This is a genomic window from Pseudomonas sp. PSB18, from assembly GCF_014596565.1.
Taxonomy (GTDB): Bacteria; Pseudomonadota; Gammaproteobacteria; order Pseudomonadales; family Pseudomonadaceae; genus Aquipseudomonas.
The window spans coordinates 242,621-258,685 of sequence record NZ_NOIN01000006.1 but is presented as its reverse complement, the minus strand read 5'-3'; the positions used below and the strand labels follow the sequence as shown (position 1 = coordinate 258,685).

The following is a 16,065-nucleotide window of genomic DNA, read 5'->3' as shown; positions in this document are numbered from 1 at the left end:
GGCACGGCAGGCCTTGCGATTATGTTTATCAACTGAATGCGGAGTATCCGAACATGCCAAAGATGAAAACCAAAAGTGGTGCTGCTAAGCGGTTTCTGAAAACTGCTAACGGCATCAAGCACAAGCACGCTTTCAAGAGCCACATCCTGACCAAAATGTCGACCAAGCGTAAGCGTCAACTGCGCGGTAGCAGCTTGCTGCATCCGTCTGACGTGGCAAAAGTCGAGCGCATGCTGCGCCTTCGTTAATTTTTGGATCAAGAATAGAGGAAGTAACTCATGGCTCGTGTAAAGCGTGGCGTCATTGCCCGTAAGCGTCACAAGAAAATTATGAAACTTGCTAAAGGCTACTACGGTGCGCGTTCCCGCGTATTCCGTGTTGCCAAGCAAGCCGTAATCAAGGCAGGCCAATACGCCTACCGTGACCGTCGTCAGAAAAAACGTCAGTTCCGCGCTCTGTGGATCGCTCGTATCAATGCTGGTGCTCGTATCAACGGTCTGTCCTACAGCCGTTTGATCGCTGGCCTGAAAAAGGCGTCCATCGAGATCGACCGTAAGGTTCTGGCTGATCTGGCAGTGAACGAAAAAGCGGCGTTTGCTGCGATTGTCGAGAAAGCTAAAGCCACCTTGGCTTAAGTACCCCCGGCAGTCACCGGGGTCCACCTCTGTGGGCTCAGGTGTTAAACGTCATAAATAGGGGAAGAGCCTTAAAGCTCTTCCCCTATTTTGTATCTGGAGTCTGTACATGGAAAACCTGGATGCGCTGGTCTCTCAAGCACTAGAGGCTGTGCAAAGCGCTGAAGATATCAATGCCCTGGAGCAAATCCGGGTTCAGTACCTTGGCAAGAAAGGCGAGTTGACTCAGGTGATGAAGACCCTGGGGAACCTGCCGGCCGAAGAGCGTCCGCAGGTCGGTGCGCTGATCAACGTCGCCAAGGAACGTGTCACAGAAGTCCTCAATGCGCGCAAGGCGTTGTTCGAGGAGGCGGACCTGGCTGCCAAGCTCGCTGCCGAGTCCATCGACGTGACCCTGCCTGGCCGCGGCCAGACCTCCGGCGGCCTGCATCCGGTGACCCGGACCCTGGAACGCGTCGAGCAGTTCTTCACCCGCATCGGCTACGGCATCGCCGAGGGCCCTGAGGTCGAAGACGACTACCACAACTTCGAAGCGCTCAACATCCCAGGCCATCACCCGGCCCGGTCGATGCACGACACTTTCTATTTCAACGCGAACATGCTGCTGCGCACCCATACCTCGCCGGTACAGGTCCGCACCATGGAATCGAAAAAGCCGCCGATCCGCATCGTCTGCCCAGGCCGTGTGTACCGTAGCGACTCGGATATCACCCACTCGCCGATGTTCCACCAGGTCGAAGGCCTGCTGGTCGATCGCGACATCAATTTCGCCGACCTCAAAGGCACCATCGAAGAGTTCCTGCGGGTGTTCTTCGAGAAAGAGCTGGCCGTGCGTTTCCGCCCTTCGTACTTCCCGTTCACCGAGCCATCGGCTGAAGTCGACATGGAATGCGTGATGTGCAGCGGCAAGGGCTGCCGGGTCTGCAAGCAGACCGGCTGGCTGGAAGTCATGGGCTGCGGCATGGTTCACCCGAACGTGCTGCGCATGTCCGGGATCGATCCGGAAGAGTTCTCGGGGTTTGCTTTCGGCATGGGCGTCGAGCGTCTGGCCATGCTGCGTTACGGTGTGAATGACTTGCGCCTGTTCTTCGACAACGACTTGCGGTTCCTTGCGCAATTTCGCTAGGTCGCGGGTCCGTAACGAATCTATTAGGAGAGCAGGATGAAATTCAGTGAACAATGGCTGCGCGGCTGGGTTAGCCCGCAGGTAAGCCGGGACGAGCTGGTTGCTCGCCTGTCGATGGCCGGTCTTGAGGTCGATAGCGTGACGCTGGCCGCCGGTGAATTCAGCGGCGTGGTGGTGGGTGAGGTGCTGAGCACCGAACAACACCCGGACGCTGACAAATTGCGGGTTTGCCAGGTCAGCAATGGCGGGGAAACCTTTCAGGTGGTCTGCGGCGCGCCAAACGTGCGCCCGGGCCTGAAGATCCCGTTCGCGATGATCGGCGCCGAGCTGCCGGGCGACTTCAAGATCAAGAAGGCCAAGCTGCGTGGCGTCGAGTCCAACGGCATGTTGTGCTCCCAGGCCGAACTGCAGATCGGCGAAGGCAACGATGGCTTGATGGAACTCCCGGCCGATGCGCCGGTGGGCCAGGACATTCGTGAATACCTGGGCCTGGACGATGCCAGCATCGAGGTCGACCTGACGCCGAACCGTGGCGACTGCCTGTCCCTGGCCGGTCTGGCCCGGGAAGTGGGCGCCTTGTACGACACCCCGGTGACGCGCCCGACGGTCGCGCCGGTTCCGGCAGCGCATGACGAAGTGCGTTCGGTCGAGGTCCTGGCACCCACCGCGTGCCCGCGTTACCTGGGCCGGGTGATCCGTAACGTCGACCTGTCGAAGCCGACACCGTTGTGGATGGTCGAGCGCCTGCGCCGCGCCGACGTGCGCAGCATCGACGCTGCCGTCGACATCACCAACTACGTGATGCTGGAGCTGGGTCAACCCCTGCACGCGTTCGATCTCGCCGAAATCAATGGCGGCATCCGCGTGCGCATGGCCGAGGAGGGCGAGAAGCTGGTCCTGCTCGACGGCCAGGAAGTCACCCTGCGCAGCGATACCCTGGTGATTGCCGACCACTCCCGCGCCCTGGCCATTGCCGGCGTGATGGGCGGTGAGCACAGCGGTGTTTCCACGTCGACTCGCGACGTATTCCTCGAAAGCGCGTTCTTCGATCAGATCGCCGTTGCCGGCAAGGCCCGTTCCTATGGCCTGCACACCGATGCCTCGCACCGCTACGAGCGTGGCGTGGACTGGCAACTGGCCCGTGAAGCCATGGAGCGTGCCACTGGCCTGCTGCTGGAAATCACTGGCGGCGAAGCCGGCCCGATCATCGAAACCGTCAGCGAACAGCACCTGCCCAAGATTGCACCGGTCACTCTGCGTGCCCAACGCATTTCCCAGATGCTGGGCATGGACATGGACGCCGCCGAAGTCGAGCGTCTGCTCAGCGCCCTGGGCCTGAACATCAGTGCCGATGGAGCAGGGCAATGGCGCGTCGAAGTGCCAAGTCATCGTTTCGACATCAGCCTGGAAGTCGACCTGATCGAAGAGCTGGCGCGCCTGTACGGCTACAACCGTCTGCCGGTTCGCTACCCGCAGGCTCGCCTGGCTCCCCAGGCCAAGGCTGAAGCCCGCAGCGACCTGCCGGAACTGCGCCGCCTGCTGGTGGCTCGCGGGTATCAGGAAGCGATCACCTACAGCTTCATCGATCCGCGCCAGTTCGAACTGTTCAATCCGGGTGTCGAGCCGCTGTTGCTGGCCAATCCGATCTCCAACGACATGGCGGCCATGCGCTCGTCCCTGTGGCCTGGCCTGGTCAAGTCGCTGCAACACAACTTGAACCGTCAGCAGGATCGCGTGCGCCTGTTCGAAAGCGGTCTGCGCTTCGTCGGCCAACTGGATGGCTTGAAGCAGGAGCCGATGCTCGCCGGTGTCGTCTGCGGCAGTCGTCTGCCGGAAGGCTGGGCGCAGGGTCGCGATGTCGTCGACTTCTTCGACGTCAAGGCTGATGTGGAAGCGTTACTCGGCTTCGCCGGTGCGCTTGATGCATTCACCTTCGTGCCGGGCAAGCATCCAGCCCTGCATCCGGGTCAGACAGCGCGCATCGAGCGAGAGGGGCGTGAAGTCGGCTATGTCGGCGCCATTCACCCTGAACTGTCGAAAACCCTGGGCCTCGATCGTCCGGTGTTCGTCTTCGAACTGGTTCTGGCCGAAGTGGCACTGGGGAAAATGCCGAAATTCCAGGAGTTATCGCGCTTTCCTGAAGTGCGCCGTGACCTGGCGTTGCTGGCTGACCGCGACGTTGCTTCCAGCGCTGTGCTGGACGTAATCCGTGAAAATGCAGGTGAATGGCTGACGGACCTCAGGCTATTTGACGTGTATCAGGGTAAAGGCATTGATCCGCATAGAAAAAGCCTTGCAGTCGGCTTGACCTGGCAGCATCCATCGCGCACTCTTAATGACGATGAGGTGAATACCGCAACGCAGAATATCCTCACCTCGCTCGAAAACAGGTTGAACGCCACGTTAAGGAAGTGACGTATGGGGGCTCTGACGAAAGCTGAGATGGCGGAACGTCTGTATGAGGAGCTGGGCCTGAATAAACGGGAGGCCAAAGAACTGGTCGAACTGTTTTTCGAAGAAATCAGGCACGCTCTCGAAGACAACGAACAGGTCAAATTGTCCGGTTTCGGCAATTTCGACCTTCGGGACAAACGCCAGCGGCCTGGCCGCAATCCGAAAACGGGAGAAGAAATCCCGATCACGGCTCGCCGTGTGGTCACCTTTCGTCCAGGGCAGAAGTTGAAGGCCCGAGTTGAGGCTTATGCTGGAACCAAGTCATAACGACGAGCTACCCGTCATCCCGGGCAAACGCTACTTCACCATTGGTGAAGTCAGCGAGCTGTGTGCGGTAAAACCACACGTGCTGCGCTATTGGGAGCAGGAGTTTCCTCAACTCAACCCGGTCAAGCGCCGCGGAAACCGCCGGTACTATCAACGACAAGACGTGTTGATGATCCGGCAGATCCGCGCGCTGCTGTACGACCAGGGCTTCACCATCGGCGGCGCGCGCCTGCGCCTCTCCGGTGACGAGGCCAAAGACGATACCACCCAGTACAAACAGATGATCCGCCAGATGATCGCCGAGCTTGAAGATGTACTGGTGGTGCTCAAGAAATAAAATTCTGCTTTTAAATACTTCCAGTTTTCAAAAGCTTGCGTTATATTCCTGAGCGTTCCGCTGAGAAGCGGAACAAGATTCACGCCTAGTCGGGGCGTAGCGCAGTCCGGTAGCGCACTAGCATGGGGTGCTAGGGGTCGAGTGTTCGAATCACTCCGTCCCGACCATTATTCCTGAGTAAAATCAGACACTTAAGCCGATCAGCTGGATCGGCTTTTTTGTGCCTGCGTAAAAATCGCGCAAAACTCGCGTAAAACTATCCGGTGATTTCACTGATATTCAGGTCCGGAATCGCCTCGGACCAAACGATTTCCGCATCGTCCCGCTGGTAGTTTTTTGTCATGGTTTCGCTCGCGTGCCCAGCGATTTTCTGCCCGTCCTTTCCGACTTTCTGATATAGGTGCCGCGCCGATACTCGCACTTCGTGGAAACCCGGCATTTGCTCTTCCTTCCATCCCGCGAAGCAGTTCGCCGCTTCCCTGGCTTCCTTGAACGCACGCGTCAAATATCGCTCCTCGACCTGGGTCCAGTGATCCTTTGTCTGCGCCTGCTTCTGTGTCTTGCGATCAGGCCGGCGATGGGCCAGATAAAGGAGGCGATGTCATCACGGCATCGGCTGATTACGGCCGCGCGAGAACGAAAACGTCGCTGCCGAACTGAACAAGCTGCTCGACGACGTTGAAGATTTATTCCGCTCGAGCTTCCTCCAGTGGGCTCTCGCTCACTGGAGAAGGCAACTGAGCGTCGAGGCGCTCCTGGCTGAGTTTCCAAGCTGCGCTCATCATCGCCTCCGGATGGCATTATTCGGTGGGGATCGGCGGGGCGGCATCCAGTGGCCGGGGTCGCCATACCTGAAGCACCAGCCGAGCGTTGTCTCGCTTGCTCACTTTGCTCTGTTTCATGCCTTATGCAGGTAGGCGGTTATAGGCCGCAGTTTCGTCCACCTCGGGGTGTGATCTGGCCGGGGCTCAACCGGCATTCGGCGGAAGGGGTAGCCCTATAGGCAACCGGGCTCATCCGCGGCCCGAGACTTAGCCTCAGATCATACCCAATGCGCTGTCCATAGAGAGGATGGGGCAGTTAACGACAGGCTGTCGTGGCGCTGGTTGTTCAGATGATCGCGTCGCCCGGCTCGTCAGTATTGGGCTTGTGAAAAGGTCCGTCACACCAGTTCGAAGTAGTCGCGAATGCGGGCTGGAACCTGCTCGAGAGTGCGGGGATATCGAGAGCCAACCAGGCCGCGTTCAGCGAGCACTGACTGGCAATGCATTTTTCCGTAACCGTGTAGATATGGAGCTGCAGAACGGCGGCAGGCCTGACTGGCGGGGGCGAAGGCTACATCGATGTGTGCCAAAGGCCTTGGCGGTTCAGTTGCTGGAACAAGGCGATCCGAATCAGTCGTATCTGTCCGGCGCCAACCGGCGGCGCTACACGCTATTACGCAACCACGATGCCGGCAGCGCCGAAATGCGTGAGTTATGCGAAGACGGCTGCTTGGAAGTCCCATACCAAGCGCGGAAAGATCCTGACAGACAGTGATAAACTGAAGGTTATGTGTCTTTATGTAAGACGTCCTTTAGGATGTTATACATTCTTGATGTGCGCTCTGGAGTTGATTCGCAGTTTATATGGAAAGAAGTATCATAAAAGCTTGTTTTTGGAAAGAAGAAGTCCTCTGGCGTACCCACGGCTGGTATTCCCGCTTTTCTGATTTGGTCCATGATACTTCCCAGCGCTAGGTGGTACCACTGCTGCACAGAGCGTTCGTCCTCAACTGTGACACTCGGCATGATGTAAAAATTCACGCCTTTATCGTTAAGTCTCTGGGCGGTTTGTTTCAAAAGCTTCAAGACTTGAGGGTTTACTTTAGGTTCCAGAGCGAGTTGAACGCTGGCTATTGTAGCGCCAGGCTGGTTACCACATGCCCCTTGCATATCGCCATACTCGTTCATGTTCAAGAATGTGTATGAAAACGGTTGCGGGACGGTCCAGTCTATTTTAGCGTGTTGATCTTTAACTTCTTGGGCTGTGAGCGCCCTGCGGTTTGGAAATTCTTGCAGTATGGCGACTCTGCGAAATTTTGCATCCACATTCACGGAAAGCGTTTTGACATCCACTGCCGAAATATATTTCAATTTTGTTTTTAAAGGAAGGCCATAGAAATAATCGCTATACCATGCAACCATTTCTCGCAGAATCCAATCTTTGGGGACTCTGTAATCATTGAGATAATATATCCACACAGGTGCCAGGACGACAGTATCGCCTGCGCGAGAATTTTTGATGGCTGATTCCGTGATGGCGTCTAATGGCAATGCTCCATGCAATGCCAGGTTGGCAACAGGGACGCCGAGCTTTTCTGACAGGGTTTTGCTATTGACTCCGAAGACCGTGCTTGAATCTCCAAACAGCAACAGGCGTTTACCTTCAGTGTTATTGCCTACAAGCTCTTTATAAGTTATCCAGTTGGCGGCGTCATAACCCGATGCGATTGGAGCTCCGAACTGGTAAAAGAAAAGTGCAATATAAGCCACTACGCAAGCAGCCAGGCTTAAGGCTGCTGTCAAGACGAATTTTCTATACAAGTTCATAGTCAAAATTGAAAATACAGGAAAGGGCTGATGATGTTGCTTCCAAACGTTGAAAGCAGGCTGGTCACCACAATTGCCACGCAGGTCATCGCCGCAGCTACGCATACTGTGGAGCTTATTCTCTGGCCTTCTTGATCGTTAACGGCAACTCGATTTTCTAACAGATCAATGACCTCATAGATATTAGGTAGCGCCCAAATGATAAACATCGACGCGAGGATATAGCTTACATAGGTGATAAAGCTGAGATTTTTGAAAATAGAATCCCAGGAGACAGCTTGTTCAGAACCTAGCATCGCATGAGCTATCGCGATGGCAGAATGGACGTTTTCCGCGCGAAAGAAAACCCACGCGAAAATGACAGCAGCGAATGTCATTGCCACGCAAATCGCATTGGTTGCGAAGCGAGGAATCAACCCCGATAAGTATGAGCGAGGCAGTTTTTGGAAGATATGGTTAACACACAGGTATGCGCCATGGAGCCCGCCCCAAATGATAAAAGTCCAACTCGCGCCGTGCCATAGACCACCGAGTAGCATAGTAAGCGACAAATTCACGAGGCGCCGAATTTCACCTTTACGATTTCCACCTAATGGGATGTAAAGGTAGTCTCTCAAGAACTGAGATAGCGTCATATGCCAGCGACGCCAGAACTCAATTATGTTCGTGGCTTTGTATGGCGAGTTAAAGTTTATGGGTAAGCGTATCCCGAAAAGCAAGGAAAGCCCCACAGCCATGTCGGAGTAGCCAGAGAAGTCGAAATAAATTTGCAGGGTGTACGCCACTGCGCCTGCCCACGCGACCATTGTTCCGATCGCCTGTCCAGTAGCCGCTGCGTGGAATAGTGGATCCGCATAGGTGCTAATCGGGTCTGCAAGTAAAAGTTTCTTTCCAAGGCCTACGGCGAATAAGGCGATCCCTATTGCTATGTTTCTGGAGCTGGGTTTATAAATTGCCGGGTCTTTGAATTGGGGCATCATTTGTCCGTGATGCAGAATCGGACCGGCTATCAAGTGGGGGAACCAAGTTACAAATAGTATGTAATGCGAGAAGTTGTATTCTTTCGCCTTGCCTTTCCATGTGTCTACCAAAAAAGCAATTTGTGTAAATGTGAAGAAAGAAATGCCTAACGGCAGGATCAAACTCAAGGAGGGGATATGGACGCCTGTGAGCCTGCTGATTTCTCCAAGGAAAAAATTTGTGTACTTGTAGTAACAAAGCAAGGCCAGGTTGCTGACTATTCCCACGTATAAGGCTGTTTTGGCTACGTGTATGTTTGCTTCCTGATTTTTGCAGATCAGATACCCAATGCAGTAGTTAAACAGGATGGAAGATAGCAAGAGAGCGATATAGGTCGTACTCCACCATCCGTAGAAAAACAAAGATGCCGCTGCCAACCATATCGCCGCAGCTTCTCGTCCCCAGAAGCGTGCGAGCAGAAAAAAACCCAGAAATGCAACCGGTAGGAACGCGAATATGAATTCGAACGAAGTGAAAAGCATGACGCACGCTGTCCTGATTTTGAGACGCGGAGTTTACGTCACTTGCATGGGCCAAGACAGATAGACGGCTGATCTTTTTGGATCATTACCGACATGCCTATAACTGCTGCGACTGTTCCGGCATCGCGGGCCTTGCAGGCTACGCCAACGGGGTATTACAACAGCTGTGGGGAGCATATATGAACAAGTTGATTGGGGCAGGGCGCCATAGGTCCCTCGATTTTCCTCTTCAAGATCTCAACACCGGCCCCGGGAGTCGGTTGCTGATACCTTCTTTGTCGCCGTAATGAAGGCCTACCTCAGAATGAAGTAGCGATCGCCTGAGCCAACTGCATGTCGGACATGAGGGGAGAATTGTAGTTCGAGCGATAGTACCGAGATGCCTGTTCAAACTGGGCGCCGCGGATCTGTCCATCGGAACCAATGAAAGTCAGCGCATCGTTCTTTGCTTTTTTCATTATTGAAGGTCCGTTGACCGTAAAGGCCGTGGTTGCTCCTAGCACCAGCGTTGGGAACAGGGTCGTGGCTGTCAGCGCTCGCTCGATGGGATTCTCGACATACCACGCCATCGCGTCCGCGCTGATCGATACCATCATAATGGCCGCCAAAGTCTTCCATGAATCCATTCTTCATTGCTTCCATTGCGATACGAGGGCGCCACGATAACAAAGCAATGCGCTTGCCAAGAAGCCCAGCGCTGGACCGGGTTTAGCTAAGCCCCTGCGCAAAATCGTCCCTCTCAGCGATTCGCCTGCATTCCCCCAGGCAAAGCGTCGCGCTCAGCGAAGATGCTTGCCATTTGCGTCGCGTTCTCGTTTCCCCAGGTGCACAGCGGGATGATCGCATCAGCCAGACTATGGCCGAGGGGCGTCAGCGTGTAGTCCACGCGCGGGGGCACTTCCTTGTAGTCGGTCCGTGCAAGCACCTGATCGGCTTCCAGATCCTTCAACTGCTGGATCAGGACCTTGTCGCTGACGCCAGGGATCAAACGCTTGAGCTCGCCATAGCGTTTCGGGCCGCCGCGCAGGAAAAATATGACCAGCGGTTTCCACTTGCCCGAGATGATGCGTAGCGTGGCGTTGAGCCCGCAACCGCTGTCGCAGATTTCAGTTATCTTCGTCATTTTTTTCATACTTACCAAAAGGTGCATACTTGTCCTTAGGTTATCAGCGCTGCATCCTCGTCTCAAGCAAGCAATTTCCTGCTTGGGTACAACCAACGAAGGATGCACATCATGACCAGACTGAATGGAAAGACCGCAGTGATCACCGGTGGCGCTACCGGTATCGGCCTCGCCGCAGCGAAGCGTTTCATCGAGGAAGGTGCCTTCGTCTTCATTTTCGGTCGCCGCCAGGAAGCGCTCGACGCCGCGATGGCTGACCTCGGGTCCAATGCTCGCGCGGTGCAGGGCTCGGTATCCGATCCGGACGACCTCGATCGGCTCTACGCGGTGGTAAAGGCCGAGCGCGGAACCCTCGACATTGTCTTCGCCAATGCCGGGGCGGGAAGCCCGCTTGCGCTCGGCAAGATCACCGCCGAGCACATTGACGAAACCTTCGAGACCAACGTAAAGGGCTTGATCTTCACGGTCCAGAAGGCGTTGCCGCTGATGGGGCAGGGCGGTTCGATCATCCTGACCGGATCGAGCGCCGGTACCACGGGCGCTCCGGCATTCAGCGTCTACAGCGCAAGCAAGGCGGCAGTGCGCAACCTGGCGCGGACTTGGGCGGAAGACCTGAAGGGCACCGGTATCCGGGTCAATGTGTTGTCGCCCGGGCCGACCGCGACTGAACTCGCGAAGACAGCGTTAGGCGAGGAAGGCATGAAGGTCTTCGCCTCGATGAATCCGCTCCAACGCATGGCCGATCCGGCGGAGATCGGAGCGGCAGCCGCGTTTCTCGCGTCCCAGGACAGCAGTTTCATGACCGTCAGTGAGGTCGCCGTCGACGGCGGTCTGGCGCAAATCTGATTCGCTACGTCCGAGCGGTCACTCCATGCCATCTTCGGAGCCCGCAGGGCGTGGTAAACCAAAGGAGATTCTTATGAGCTACGCAATTATCGGCCTCGGCAAACTCGGCCAGGCGCTTGCCAAGGCGTTTGCCCACAGGTGCAAGACTGGTCAAGAGCTTCAACCATCTGGTCGCTGCCGTTCTTGACCAAGACCCGGCCGTAGCGGGTGGCAGGAGAGTCGTGTTCCTGGCCAGCGACGATGACGGCGCCGCTTGCCGAACATCTCGGTTTCTCGCCGATCAACCTTGGCGGGCTTTCTGAAGGTGGGCTGCTTGTGCAGGCACGCGGAAATAGCTGGGGGCAACTGATCTTCAAGGACCTGGTCAAGTTCGATTGATGGATCCGCTCACGGCGGAACGGCTAGATCAACTCATCTCCGCAACCTCATCAAACTTCGACCGCGCCGCCTCCACCTCAGGCAATTTATCAAGCGTCCACTTATGCAGTTCACGAAGCGGCTCCTGCAAGGTTCGCCCCAGCGGGGTGATCTCGTACTGCACCGCTACGGGCGAGAACGAAATGACCTTGCGCGAGACGAGGCCATTACGTTCCAACCGCCGCAGGCACTGGGTAAGCGCCTTCTGCGTGACACCTTCCAAGCGGCGCTTGATGGCGTTGAAGCGATGCGGCCCGTCATCGAGCACCGCCAGGACCATCATTGACCACTTATCTGCAATCTGGTCGAACAGTGCCCGACTTGGGCACTCCGACGAGAAACATTGCGGCTTCAATTCCAGCATTGAGGTTTCCTCGAAGATACCTAGGCGACTCTAGGTGCCTAATTGACATTTGGTTTACAAAATATACTTATGTGGCTTCCAAAAGCAAACCGAGTCCATCCAATGGCAAACCTTGATACCAGCATTTTATTCCGTCCTTTTTCCATCCGGTCGCTTGAGCTGAAAAACCGGATTGTCATGGCGCCGATGACCCGGCAGTTTTCGCCGGAGGGGGTTCCCGGCGAGGGGAGTGCCGCGTATTACCGGCGGCGGGCTGAGGGGCGGGTTGGGTTGATCTTGTCGGAAGGGACCGTCGTTGATCGGCCCGCTTCGCGTAACGATGCCAACATTCCTTTTTTCCACGGCGATGCCGCGCTGGCCGGATGGAAGAACGTGATTGACGCGGTTCACCATGCGGGTGGTCGTATGGGGCCGCAGATCTGGCACACCGGTGCCGTGCGTAACGTCAACGGCTGGGAGCCCGATGCTCCCGTCGAAAGCCCATCCGGTCTCGATTCGCCAAATGACCCGCGTGGTGTGGCGATGAGCGAAGAGGACATTGCAGACACGGTTGCGGCATTCGCCAGGGCCGCGGCGGATGCCAAACGCCTGGGTTTCGACACGGTGGAGATCCACGGGGCTCATGGTTATCTGATCGATCAGTTCTTCTGGTCGGGTACCAACCGGCGCACCGATCGTTACGGCGGACCGACGATCAAGGAGCGCTCCCGCTTTGCCGCGGAGATCGTGTCGGCCGTTCGTCATGCGGTCGGTCCCGAGTTCCCGATCATCATGCGGGTTAGCCAATGGAAGCAGCAGGACTTTAGCGTACGCCTCGCTGAGACCCCGGCCTTGATGGAAGACTGGCTGCTGCCGTTGGTCGAGGCCGGTGTCGATGTTCTGCATTGCTCGCAGCGGCGCTTCTGGGAACCTGAGTTCCCCGAAATCGACGGTGAGAACGGGCTGAACTGCGCGGGTTGGGCGAAGAAGGTCACTGGCGCCACAACCATCAGCGTCGGCTCGGTTGGGCTGGATAATGATGTCACTAACGCTTTCGCCGGCATGGGATCAACCCCTGCGAGCCTGGATCGACTCGTCGAGCGCATGGAGCGCGAAGAGTTTGATCTGATCGCTGTGGGGCGTGTTCTGCTGAGTGACCAGGATTGGGTCGCCAAAGTGGAAAATGCCGATTACACCGATCTGAAGGGCTTCAATCCAGCCTCTCTGGCCGAATTGATTTAAGCCCTATTGCAAAGAGGACAGTAAAAAGCCCGGACTCTGCCGGGCTTTTCTGGAAAAGCATTCAGCGAGAATCCACCTCTTGCAAGCTATCGGCGGCTGATCTTCCCTTACGCCTCCGAACCCAACCAAAGAAGGCGTGAACCGGGTGTAGAACAGCCGTAAGCAAACACAGCAGCAAGATGACGAACATTAGGATCAAAGGGGGGCTTTCGTGCGAGAACATGGTGGGTACTCCTGTAGTCACTATGTTGTAACCCGCAGGGTAGACGCGTTTGATCATGATTGGGATGAACGTATGTTCACCCTCGGGCGCTTGAATTGTGGTACGGCGGAGCTTGCCCAAAGGGTCGATTCTGCTTCGAAAAACCTATTGCGACCTGTAACGATGTTCGCGAAACAGCGTGATAAAGTTCGCCTGTTTTGGCCGACAGATGGCCTGGGTTCTATGATCAAGGAGCGTTTGAATGTCGTCGTTAAGGATGTCCACACTTTCACTGTGCCTGGCAGGGATGGGTTTTGCTGGCGGCGTCTTCGCGAATCAGCAGGATGAAAAGCATCAGGGCCTGGTCGCCATGGTTGCCATGGAGCAGGTGTGCAACAAAACCAACCCTGGCCTGAACGGTGACGTGGAGAATGCCATGGCCGCTGATCCTAGGATCGACGAAGCGACCAAGGCGCAAGTCAGAAAGATAAAATCCGATCCGGCTTATAAATTCCAAGTGATGAGCATGGCGAATAACCTCGTCAACTCGCCATTGGCTGGTGCCGCGCAGGGTATGTGCAAGGATTATGCGCCGAAGTAATCCCGCGCATCGGCGGCCCTCATTCAGCCACCAGCAACAATGATTGCGGCACCGCACGCTGAGGGTGTTGCGGTTCCTGCAGGCCCGTCAGCCGAAAGCCGGCCATGTCCAGGGCATTGAACCAGCTGGGCAGGGTGCGCAGGTACCACGGCATGGGCTGCCATTGTCCCTCGAAGCCGTTGAAGTGCTCCTGCCGCCAGCCATCCTGATAGTCGCCCGCGGCGGCGACCCAGGGATGCAAGGTCTGGATCACCAGGGCGCCGCCAGGGACGAGCAGGGCTTTCAGGGCGGTGAGCAGGGGGATGATGTCCTGGTGCAACAGGGCGAAGTTGGCGCAGATCAGGTCGTAGTCGCTGCCGATATCCACCTTCGCTTGCTCCAGCGCTTCATAGCTGGCCAGGTACACGGGCGAAGAGCCGGCCGCTTGTGCTGACGCCACCAGCGTGGCATCGCCATCCACCCCAACGGCCTGGATGCCTCGCCCAGCCAGGGCCCGCAATAACCAGCCTTCACCGCAGCCCAGGTCGAGCACGCGCTCGGGTTGGCGACCGAGTACTGCCAGCAGGATGGCCTGGTCGGTGACTTCGCGCCGGCTTTCGATGGCGCCGGTGCGGACGGCATCGATCCAGGCCAGGGCGTTGTGCTGCCAGCTTTGAAGGAGCTCTGATTCATGGGTGGGCATGTCGGTGTCCGGTGGAGGCCTGAATACAAGAATAGAATACGTTCTCCAGTCGCTTTATCTTGGGTTCGGCTTCACTTCGACCGACAAGTCGACAAAATGTACTTCGGTGTACATTCTCGGGGCGGCAGGGTACATTCAACTCACGTTTTTTATAAGGTGAGCGAGATGTCCCAGTTGGGTAAGGCCCGTGGCAAAGCGCAGGACACCGGTTGGCGCGGGTCGCCGGAGGGTTGGCTGGAGGCCGCTTACGATGCCTTGAAGGAGTCGGGTATCGACGCTGTCCGGGTCATGCCGCTCGCCAAACGCCTCGGCCTGTCGCGAACCAGTTTCTACTGGTTTTTCGAAGACCGTGAGCAGTTGTTGGCCGCCTTGCTTTCCCGTTGGCGCGAGACCAACACGGGAGGCCTGATCCGGCAGAGCGAAAGCTATGCGGAGAGCATTTCCGAAGCGATCCTGAATGTCTTCGAGTGTTGGCTCAACCCGCGATTGTTCGATTCGCAATTCGAGTTTGCCGTGCGCAGTTGGGCACTGCAGTCGGCTGAGGTGGCCCAGGAGGTCGCGACGGTGGACGAACAGCGGATCAGCGCCCTGGCGAGCATGTTCAAGCGTTTTGGCTACGACAGCCAGGGTGCCGACACCCGGGCCCGAACGATTTACCTGACCCAGATCGGCTATATCAGCATGAACACCAGTGAGCTGATCACTACGCGCTTCGAGCGCATTCCTCATTACGTCAGCATTTTCACCGGCAAGGTCCCCAAGCAGCGCGAGCTGGATCGTTTCTATGGGAAGTTCGGCTACGCCGAGAAAGAACCTGGGGTTTTCGTTCCCTTGACGGACACTTTCGAAGAGGTCTCGGCAAAGTGATCAGCGAAACGCTCGGTATCATCGGCGGAACGGGTTGGTTGGGCGGGGCGATTGCCCAAGCGGTCATGGCGAAGTCCCTGTTACCGGCTGGCAATCTGATCATTTCAAATCGCTCAGGCAGTCATCCGTTGGCGCAACAAGGCGTTTGCCTGGTCACGGACAACCAGGCGCTGGTGACGCGCAGCGACGTGGTCATCATCGCGGTACGCCCCGAGCATTTCGCCAGCCTGGGCATTGACGCGACAGGCAAGATCGTCGTTTCCCTGATGGCTGGGATCACGGCGCAGGCGATTGCCGCACAGACCTCGGCTTTGGCGGTCGTGCGGGCGATGCCCAACGCGGCGGTGGAAATCCGGCAATCCTTTACGCCGTGGTTTTGTTGGGGGGCGGTGAGTGAGGCGACGAAGGCGCTGATGCAGCGGCTGTTCGAATCTGTGGGCATTGCGGCTGAGGTCCGGGAAGAAAGCTTCATCGACTACCTGTCTGCGCTGTCGGGCACCGGTCCTGCCTTGCCGGCCTTGCTGATGACGGCGTTGACCAACCAGGCGGTGGCCGCCGGCCTGCCTGCCGATATTGCGCAATTGGCTGCAAGGAACGTCGTGGTCAATAGCAGCCAGCTCCTGCGAAGCCACGATGCGCAGGAGATGATCGACACCTTGGTCGCCTATCGAGGTGTTACGGCCGCAGCGTTGCAATCAATGATCGACAGTCGCTTCGAGGAGCATGTCGGCCGGGCATTGCAAGCCGGCGCCGCGGTTGCCCGAAAAGGGCTTCATGCCTGATGGGGCTATTTCAGGTCCCTCGCCACAAAACCACTTCTCGTGGCGAGG

General features: G+C 56.9%; 18 protein-coding genes, 1 tRNA gene and 1 pseudogene. 13 read left to right on the top strand and 7 right to left on the bottom strand.

Annotated elements, in window-relative coordinates; all coding sequences use genetic code 11:
• The first annotated feature begins 53 nt into the window (after nucleotides 1-53).
• The 7 genes from rpmI to CGA22_RS16380 all read left to right on the top strand — a co-directional run bounded on the left by rpmI (nucleotide 54) and on the right by CGA22_RS16380 (nucleotide 4,986).
• Nucleotides 54-248, top strand: a complete 195-nt coding sequence (gene rpmI / locus CGA22_RS16410; protein ID WP_002553160.1) for a 50S ribosomal protein L35 — start codon at nucleotides 54-56, stop codon at nucleotides 246-248.
• 30 nt (nucleotides 249-278) lie between these two features.
• Complete coding sequence (gene rplT / locus CGA22_RS16405) at nucleotides 279-635, top strand: 50S ribosomal protein L20 (RefSeq protein WP_041024369.1); 357 nt, start codon at nucleotides 279-281, stop codon at nucleotides 633-635.
• Nucleotides 636-744: 109 nt separating this feature from the next.
• Nucleotides 745-1,761 carry a phenylalanine--tRNA ligase subunit alpha gene (gene pheS, locus CGA22_RS16400; protein ID WP_041024368.1) on the top strand — a complete coding sequence of 339 codons (1,017 nt, stop codon included), beginning with the start codon at nucleotides 745-747 and terminating at the stop codon, nucleotides 1,759-1,761.
• A 36-nt stretch (nucleotides 1,762-1,797) separates the two neighbouring features.
• Nucleotides 1,798-4,176, top strand: coding sequence for a phenylalanine--tRNA ligase subunit beta (gene pheT / locus CGA22_RS16395; RefSeq protein ID WP_041024367.1), 2,379 nt, complete (start codon nucleotides 1,798-1,800; stop codon nucleotides 4,174-4,176).
• 3 nt (nucleotides 4,177-4,179) lie between these two features.
• Complete coding sequence (gene ihfA, locus CGA22_RS16390; protein ID WP_002553164.1) at nucleotides 4,180-4,482, top strand: integration host factor subunit alpha; 303 nt, start codon at nucleotides 4,180-4,182, stop codon at nucleotides 4,480-4,482.
• Nucleotides 4,463-4,819 (top strand): MerR family transcriptional regulator, encoded by a 357-nt coding sequence (locus tag CGA22_RS16385; RefSeq protein ID WP_003179985.1) that lies wholly within the window; start codon nucleotides 4,463-4,465, stop codon nucleotides 4,817-4,819. Before ihfA ends, CGA22_RS16385 begins: the two co-directional genes overlap by 20 nt.
• A gap of 90 nt (nucleotides 4,820-4,909) precedes the next feature.
• A tRNA-Pro gene (locus CGA22_RS16380) sits at nucleotides 4,910-4,986 on the top strand.
• Nucleotides 4,987-5,075: 89 nt separating this feature from the next.
• On the opposite strand, the pseudogene CGA22_RS16375 reads toward CGA22_RS16380, so the two are convergent.
• The 5 genes and pseudogenes from CGA22_RS16375 to CGA22_RS16355 form a co-directional block, all read right to left on the bottom strand.
• Nucleotides 5,076-5,464: pseudogene (locus tag CGA22_RS16375) on the bottom strand (integrase); the annotation flags it as partial.
• Between the two features lie 905 nt (nucleotides 5,465-6,369).
• Entirely contained in the window at nucleotides 6,370-7,386 is a 1,017-nt protein-coding gene (locus CGA22_RS16370) for a hypothetical protein (protein ID WP_156996973.1), read from the bottom strand.
• 26 nt (nucleotides 7,387-7,412) lie between these two features.
• On the bottom strand, nucleotides 7,413-8,912 hold the full coding sequence (locus CGA22_RS16365) for an MBOAT family O-acyltransferase (RefSeq protein WP_041024365.1): 1,500 nt from the start codon (nucleotides 8,910-8,912) through the stop codon (nucleotides 7,413-7,415).
• Between the two features lie 299 nt (nucleotides 8,913-9,211).
• Entirely contained in the window at nucleotides 9,212-9,538 is a 327-nt protein-coding gene (locus tag CGA22_RS16360; RefSeq protein ID WP_041024364.1) for a DUF2388 domain-containing protein, read from the bottom strand.
• Between the two features lie 113 nt (nucleotides 9,539-9,651).
• On the bottom strand, nucleotides 9,652-10,035 hold the full coding sequence (locus tag CGA22_RS16355) for a winged helix-turn-helix transcriptional regulator (protein ID WP_041024384.1): 384 nt from the start codon (nucleotides 10,033-10,035) through the stop codon (nucleotides 9,652-9,654).
• 111 nt (nucleotides 10,036-10,146) lie between these two features.
• On the opposite strand from CGA22_RS16355, the gene CGA22_RS16350 reads away from it, so the two are divergent.
• Nucleotides 10,147-10,881 carry an SDR family NAD(P)-dependent oxidoreductase gene (locus CGA22_RS16350; protein ID WP_041024363.1) on the top strand — a complete coding sequence of 245 codons (735 nt, stop codon included), beginning with the start codon at nucleotides 10,147-10,149 and terminating at the stop codon, nucleotides 10,879-10,881.
• A gap of 240 nt (nucleotides 10,882-11,121) precedes the next feature.
• Nucleotides 11,122-11,259, top strand: coding sequence for a hypothetical protein (locus tag CGA22_RS27145; protein WP_223194795.1), 138 nt, complete (start codon nucleotides 11,122-11,124; stop codon nucleotides 11,257-11,259).
• Nucleotides 11,260-11,287: 28 nt separating this feature from the next.
• Here the strand turns inward: CGA22_RS27145 and CGA22_RS16340 are convergent, their stop codons facing one another.
• Complete coding sequence (locus tag CGA22_RS16340; RefSeq protein ID WP_041024362.1) at nucleotides 11,288-11,662, bottom strand: winged helix-turn-helix transcriptional regulator; 375 nt, start codon at nucleotides 11,660-11,662, stop codon at nucleotides 11,288-11,290.
• 102 nt (nucleotides 11,663-11,764) lie between these two features.
• Between CGA22_RS16340 and CGA22_RS16335 the strand changes: the two genes are divergently transcribed.
• Complete coding sequence (locus CGA22_RS16335; RefSeq protein ID WP_041024361.1) at nucleotides 11,765-12,883, top strand: NADH:flavin oxidoreductase; 1,119 nt, start codon at nucleotides 11,765-11,767, stop codon at nucleotides 12,881-12,883.
• Between the two features lie 464 nt (nucleotides 12,884-13,347).
• The gene (locus CGA22_RS16330; RefSeq protein ID WP_052435194.1) at nucleotides 13,348-13,686 is read left to right on the top strand and encodes a hypothetical protein; all 339 of its coding nucleotides are present in this window, start codon (nucleotides 13,348-13,350) and stop codon (nucleotides 13,684-13,686) included.
• A 19-nt stretch (nucleotides 13,687-13,705) separates the two neighbouring features.
• Here the strand turns inward: CGA22_RS16330 and CGA22_RS16325 are convergent, their stop codons facing one another.
• Nucleotides 13,706-14,368, bottom strand: a complete 663-nt coding sequence (locus CGA22_RS16325) for a class I SAM-dependent methyltransferase (RefSeq protein WP_041024360.1) — start codon at nucleotides 14,366-14,368, stop codon at nucleotides 13,706-13,708.
• Nucleotides 14,369-14,533: 165 nt separating this feature from the next.
• Here CGA22_RS16325 and CGA22_RS16320 point away from each other — a divergent pair, with 165 nt between their 5' ends.
• Nucleotides 14,534-15,235 (top strand): TetR/AcrR family transcriptional regulator, encoded by a 702-nt coding sequence (locus tag CGA22_RS16320; protein ID WP_041024359.1) that lies wholly within the window; start codon nucleotides 14,534-14,536, stop codon nucleotides 15,233-15,235.
• Entirely contained in the window at nucleotides 15,232-16,017 is a 786-nt protein-coding gene (locus tag CGA22_RS16315; RefSeq protein WP_041024358.1) for a pyrroline-5-carboxylate reductase family protein, read from the top strand. Before CGA22_RS16320 ends, CGA22_RS16315 begins: the two co-directional genes overlap by 4 nt.
• The last annotated feature ends 48 nt before the right edge of the window (nucleotides 16,018-16,065 follow it).

Excerpts from the sequence above, each read along its gene's own strand:
- rpmI (WP_002553160.1), top strand. The coding sequence starts at position 54 with ATGCCAAAGATGAAAACCAAAAGTGGTGCTGCTAAGCGGTTTCTGAAA.
- rplT (WP_041024369.1), top strand. The coding sequence starts at position 279 with ATGGCTCGTGTAAAGCGTGGCGTCATTGCCCGTAAGCGTCACAAGAAA.
- pheS (WP_041024368.1), top strand. The coding sequence starts at position 745 with ATGGAAAACCTGGATGCGCTGGTCTCTCAAGCACTAGAGGCTGTGCAA.
- pheT (WP_041024367.1), top strand. The coding sequence starts at position 1,798 with ATGAAATTCAGTGAACAATGGCTGCGCGGCTGGGTTAGCCCGCAGGTA.
- ihfA (WP_002553164.1), top strand. The coding sequence starts at position 4,180 with ATGGGGGCTCTGACGAAAGCTGAGATGGCGGAACGTCTGTATGAGGAG.
- CGA22_RS16385 (WP_003179985.1), top strand. The coding sequence starts at position 4,463 with ATGCTGGAACCAAGTCATAACGACGAGCTACCCGTCATCCCGGGCAAA.
- CGA22_RS16365 (WP_041024365.1), bottom strand. The coding sequence starts at position 8,912 with ATGCTTTTCACTTCGTTCGAATTCATATTCGCGTTCCTACCGGTTGCA.
- CGA22_RS16360 (WP_041024364.1), bottom strand. The coding sequence starts at position 9,538 with ATGGATTCATGGAAGACTTTGGCGGCCATTATGATGGTATCGATCAGC.
- CGA22_RS16355 (WP_041024384.1), bottom strand. The coding sequence starts at position 10,035 with ATGACGAAGATAACTGAAATCTGCGACAGCGGTTGCGGGCTCAACGCC.
- CGA22_RS16350 (WP_041024363.1), top strand. The coding sequence starts at position 10,147 with ATGACCAGACTGAATGGAAAGACCGCAGTGATCACCGGTGGCGCTACC.
- CGA22_RS27145 (WP_223194795.1), top strand. The coding sequence starts at position 11,122 with ATGACGGCGCCGCTTGCCGAACATCTCGGTTTCTCGCCGATCAACCTT.
- CGA22_RS16340 (WP_041024362.1), bottom strand. The coding sequence starts at position 11,662 with ATGCTGGAATTGAAGCCGCAATGTTTCTCGTCGGAGTGCCCAAGTCGG.
- CGA22_RS16335 (WP_041024361.1), top strand. The coding sequence starts at position 11,765 with ATGGCAAACCTTGATACCAGCATTTTATTCCGTCCTTTTTCCATCCGG.
- CGA22_RS16330 (WP_052435194.1), top strand. The coding sequence starts at position 13,348 with ATGTCGTCGTTAAGGATGTCCACACTTTCACTGTGCCTGGCAGGGATG.
- CGA22_RS16325 (WP_041024360.1), bottom strand. The coding sequence starts at position 14,368 with ATGCCCACCCATGAATCAGAGCTCCTTCAAAGCTGGCAGCACAACGCC.
- CGA22_RS16320 (WP_041024359.1), top strand. The coding sequence starts at position 14,534 with ATGTCCCAGTTGGGTAAGGCCCGTGGCAAAGCGCAGGACACCGGTTGG.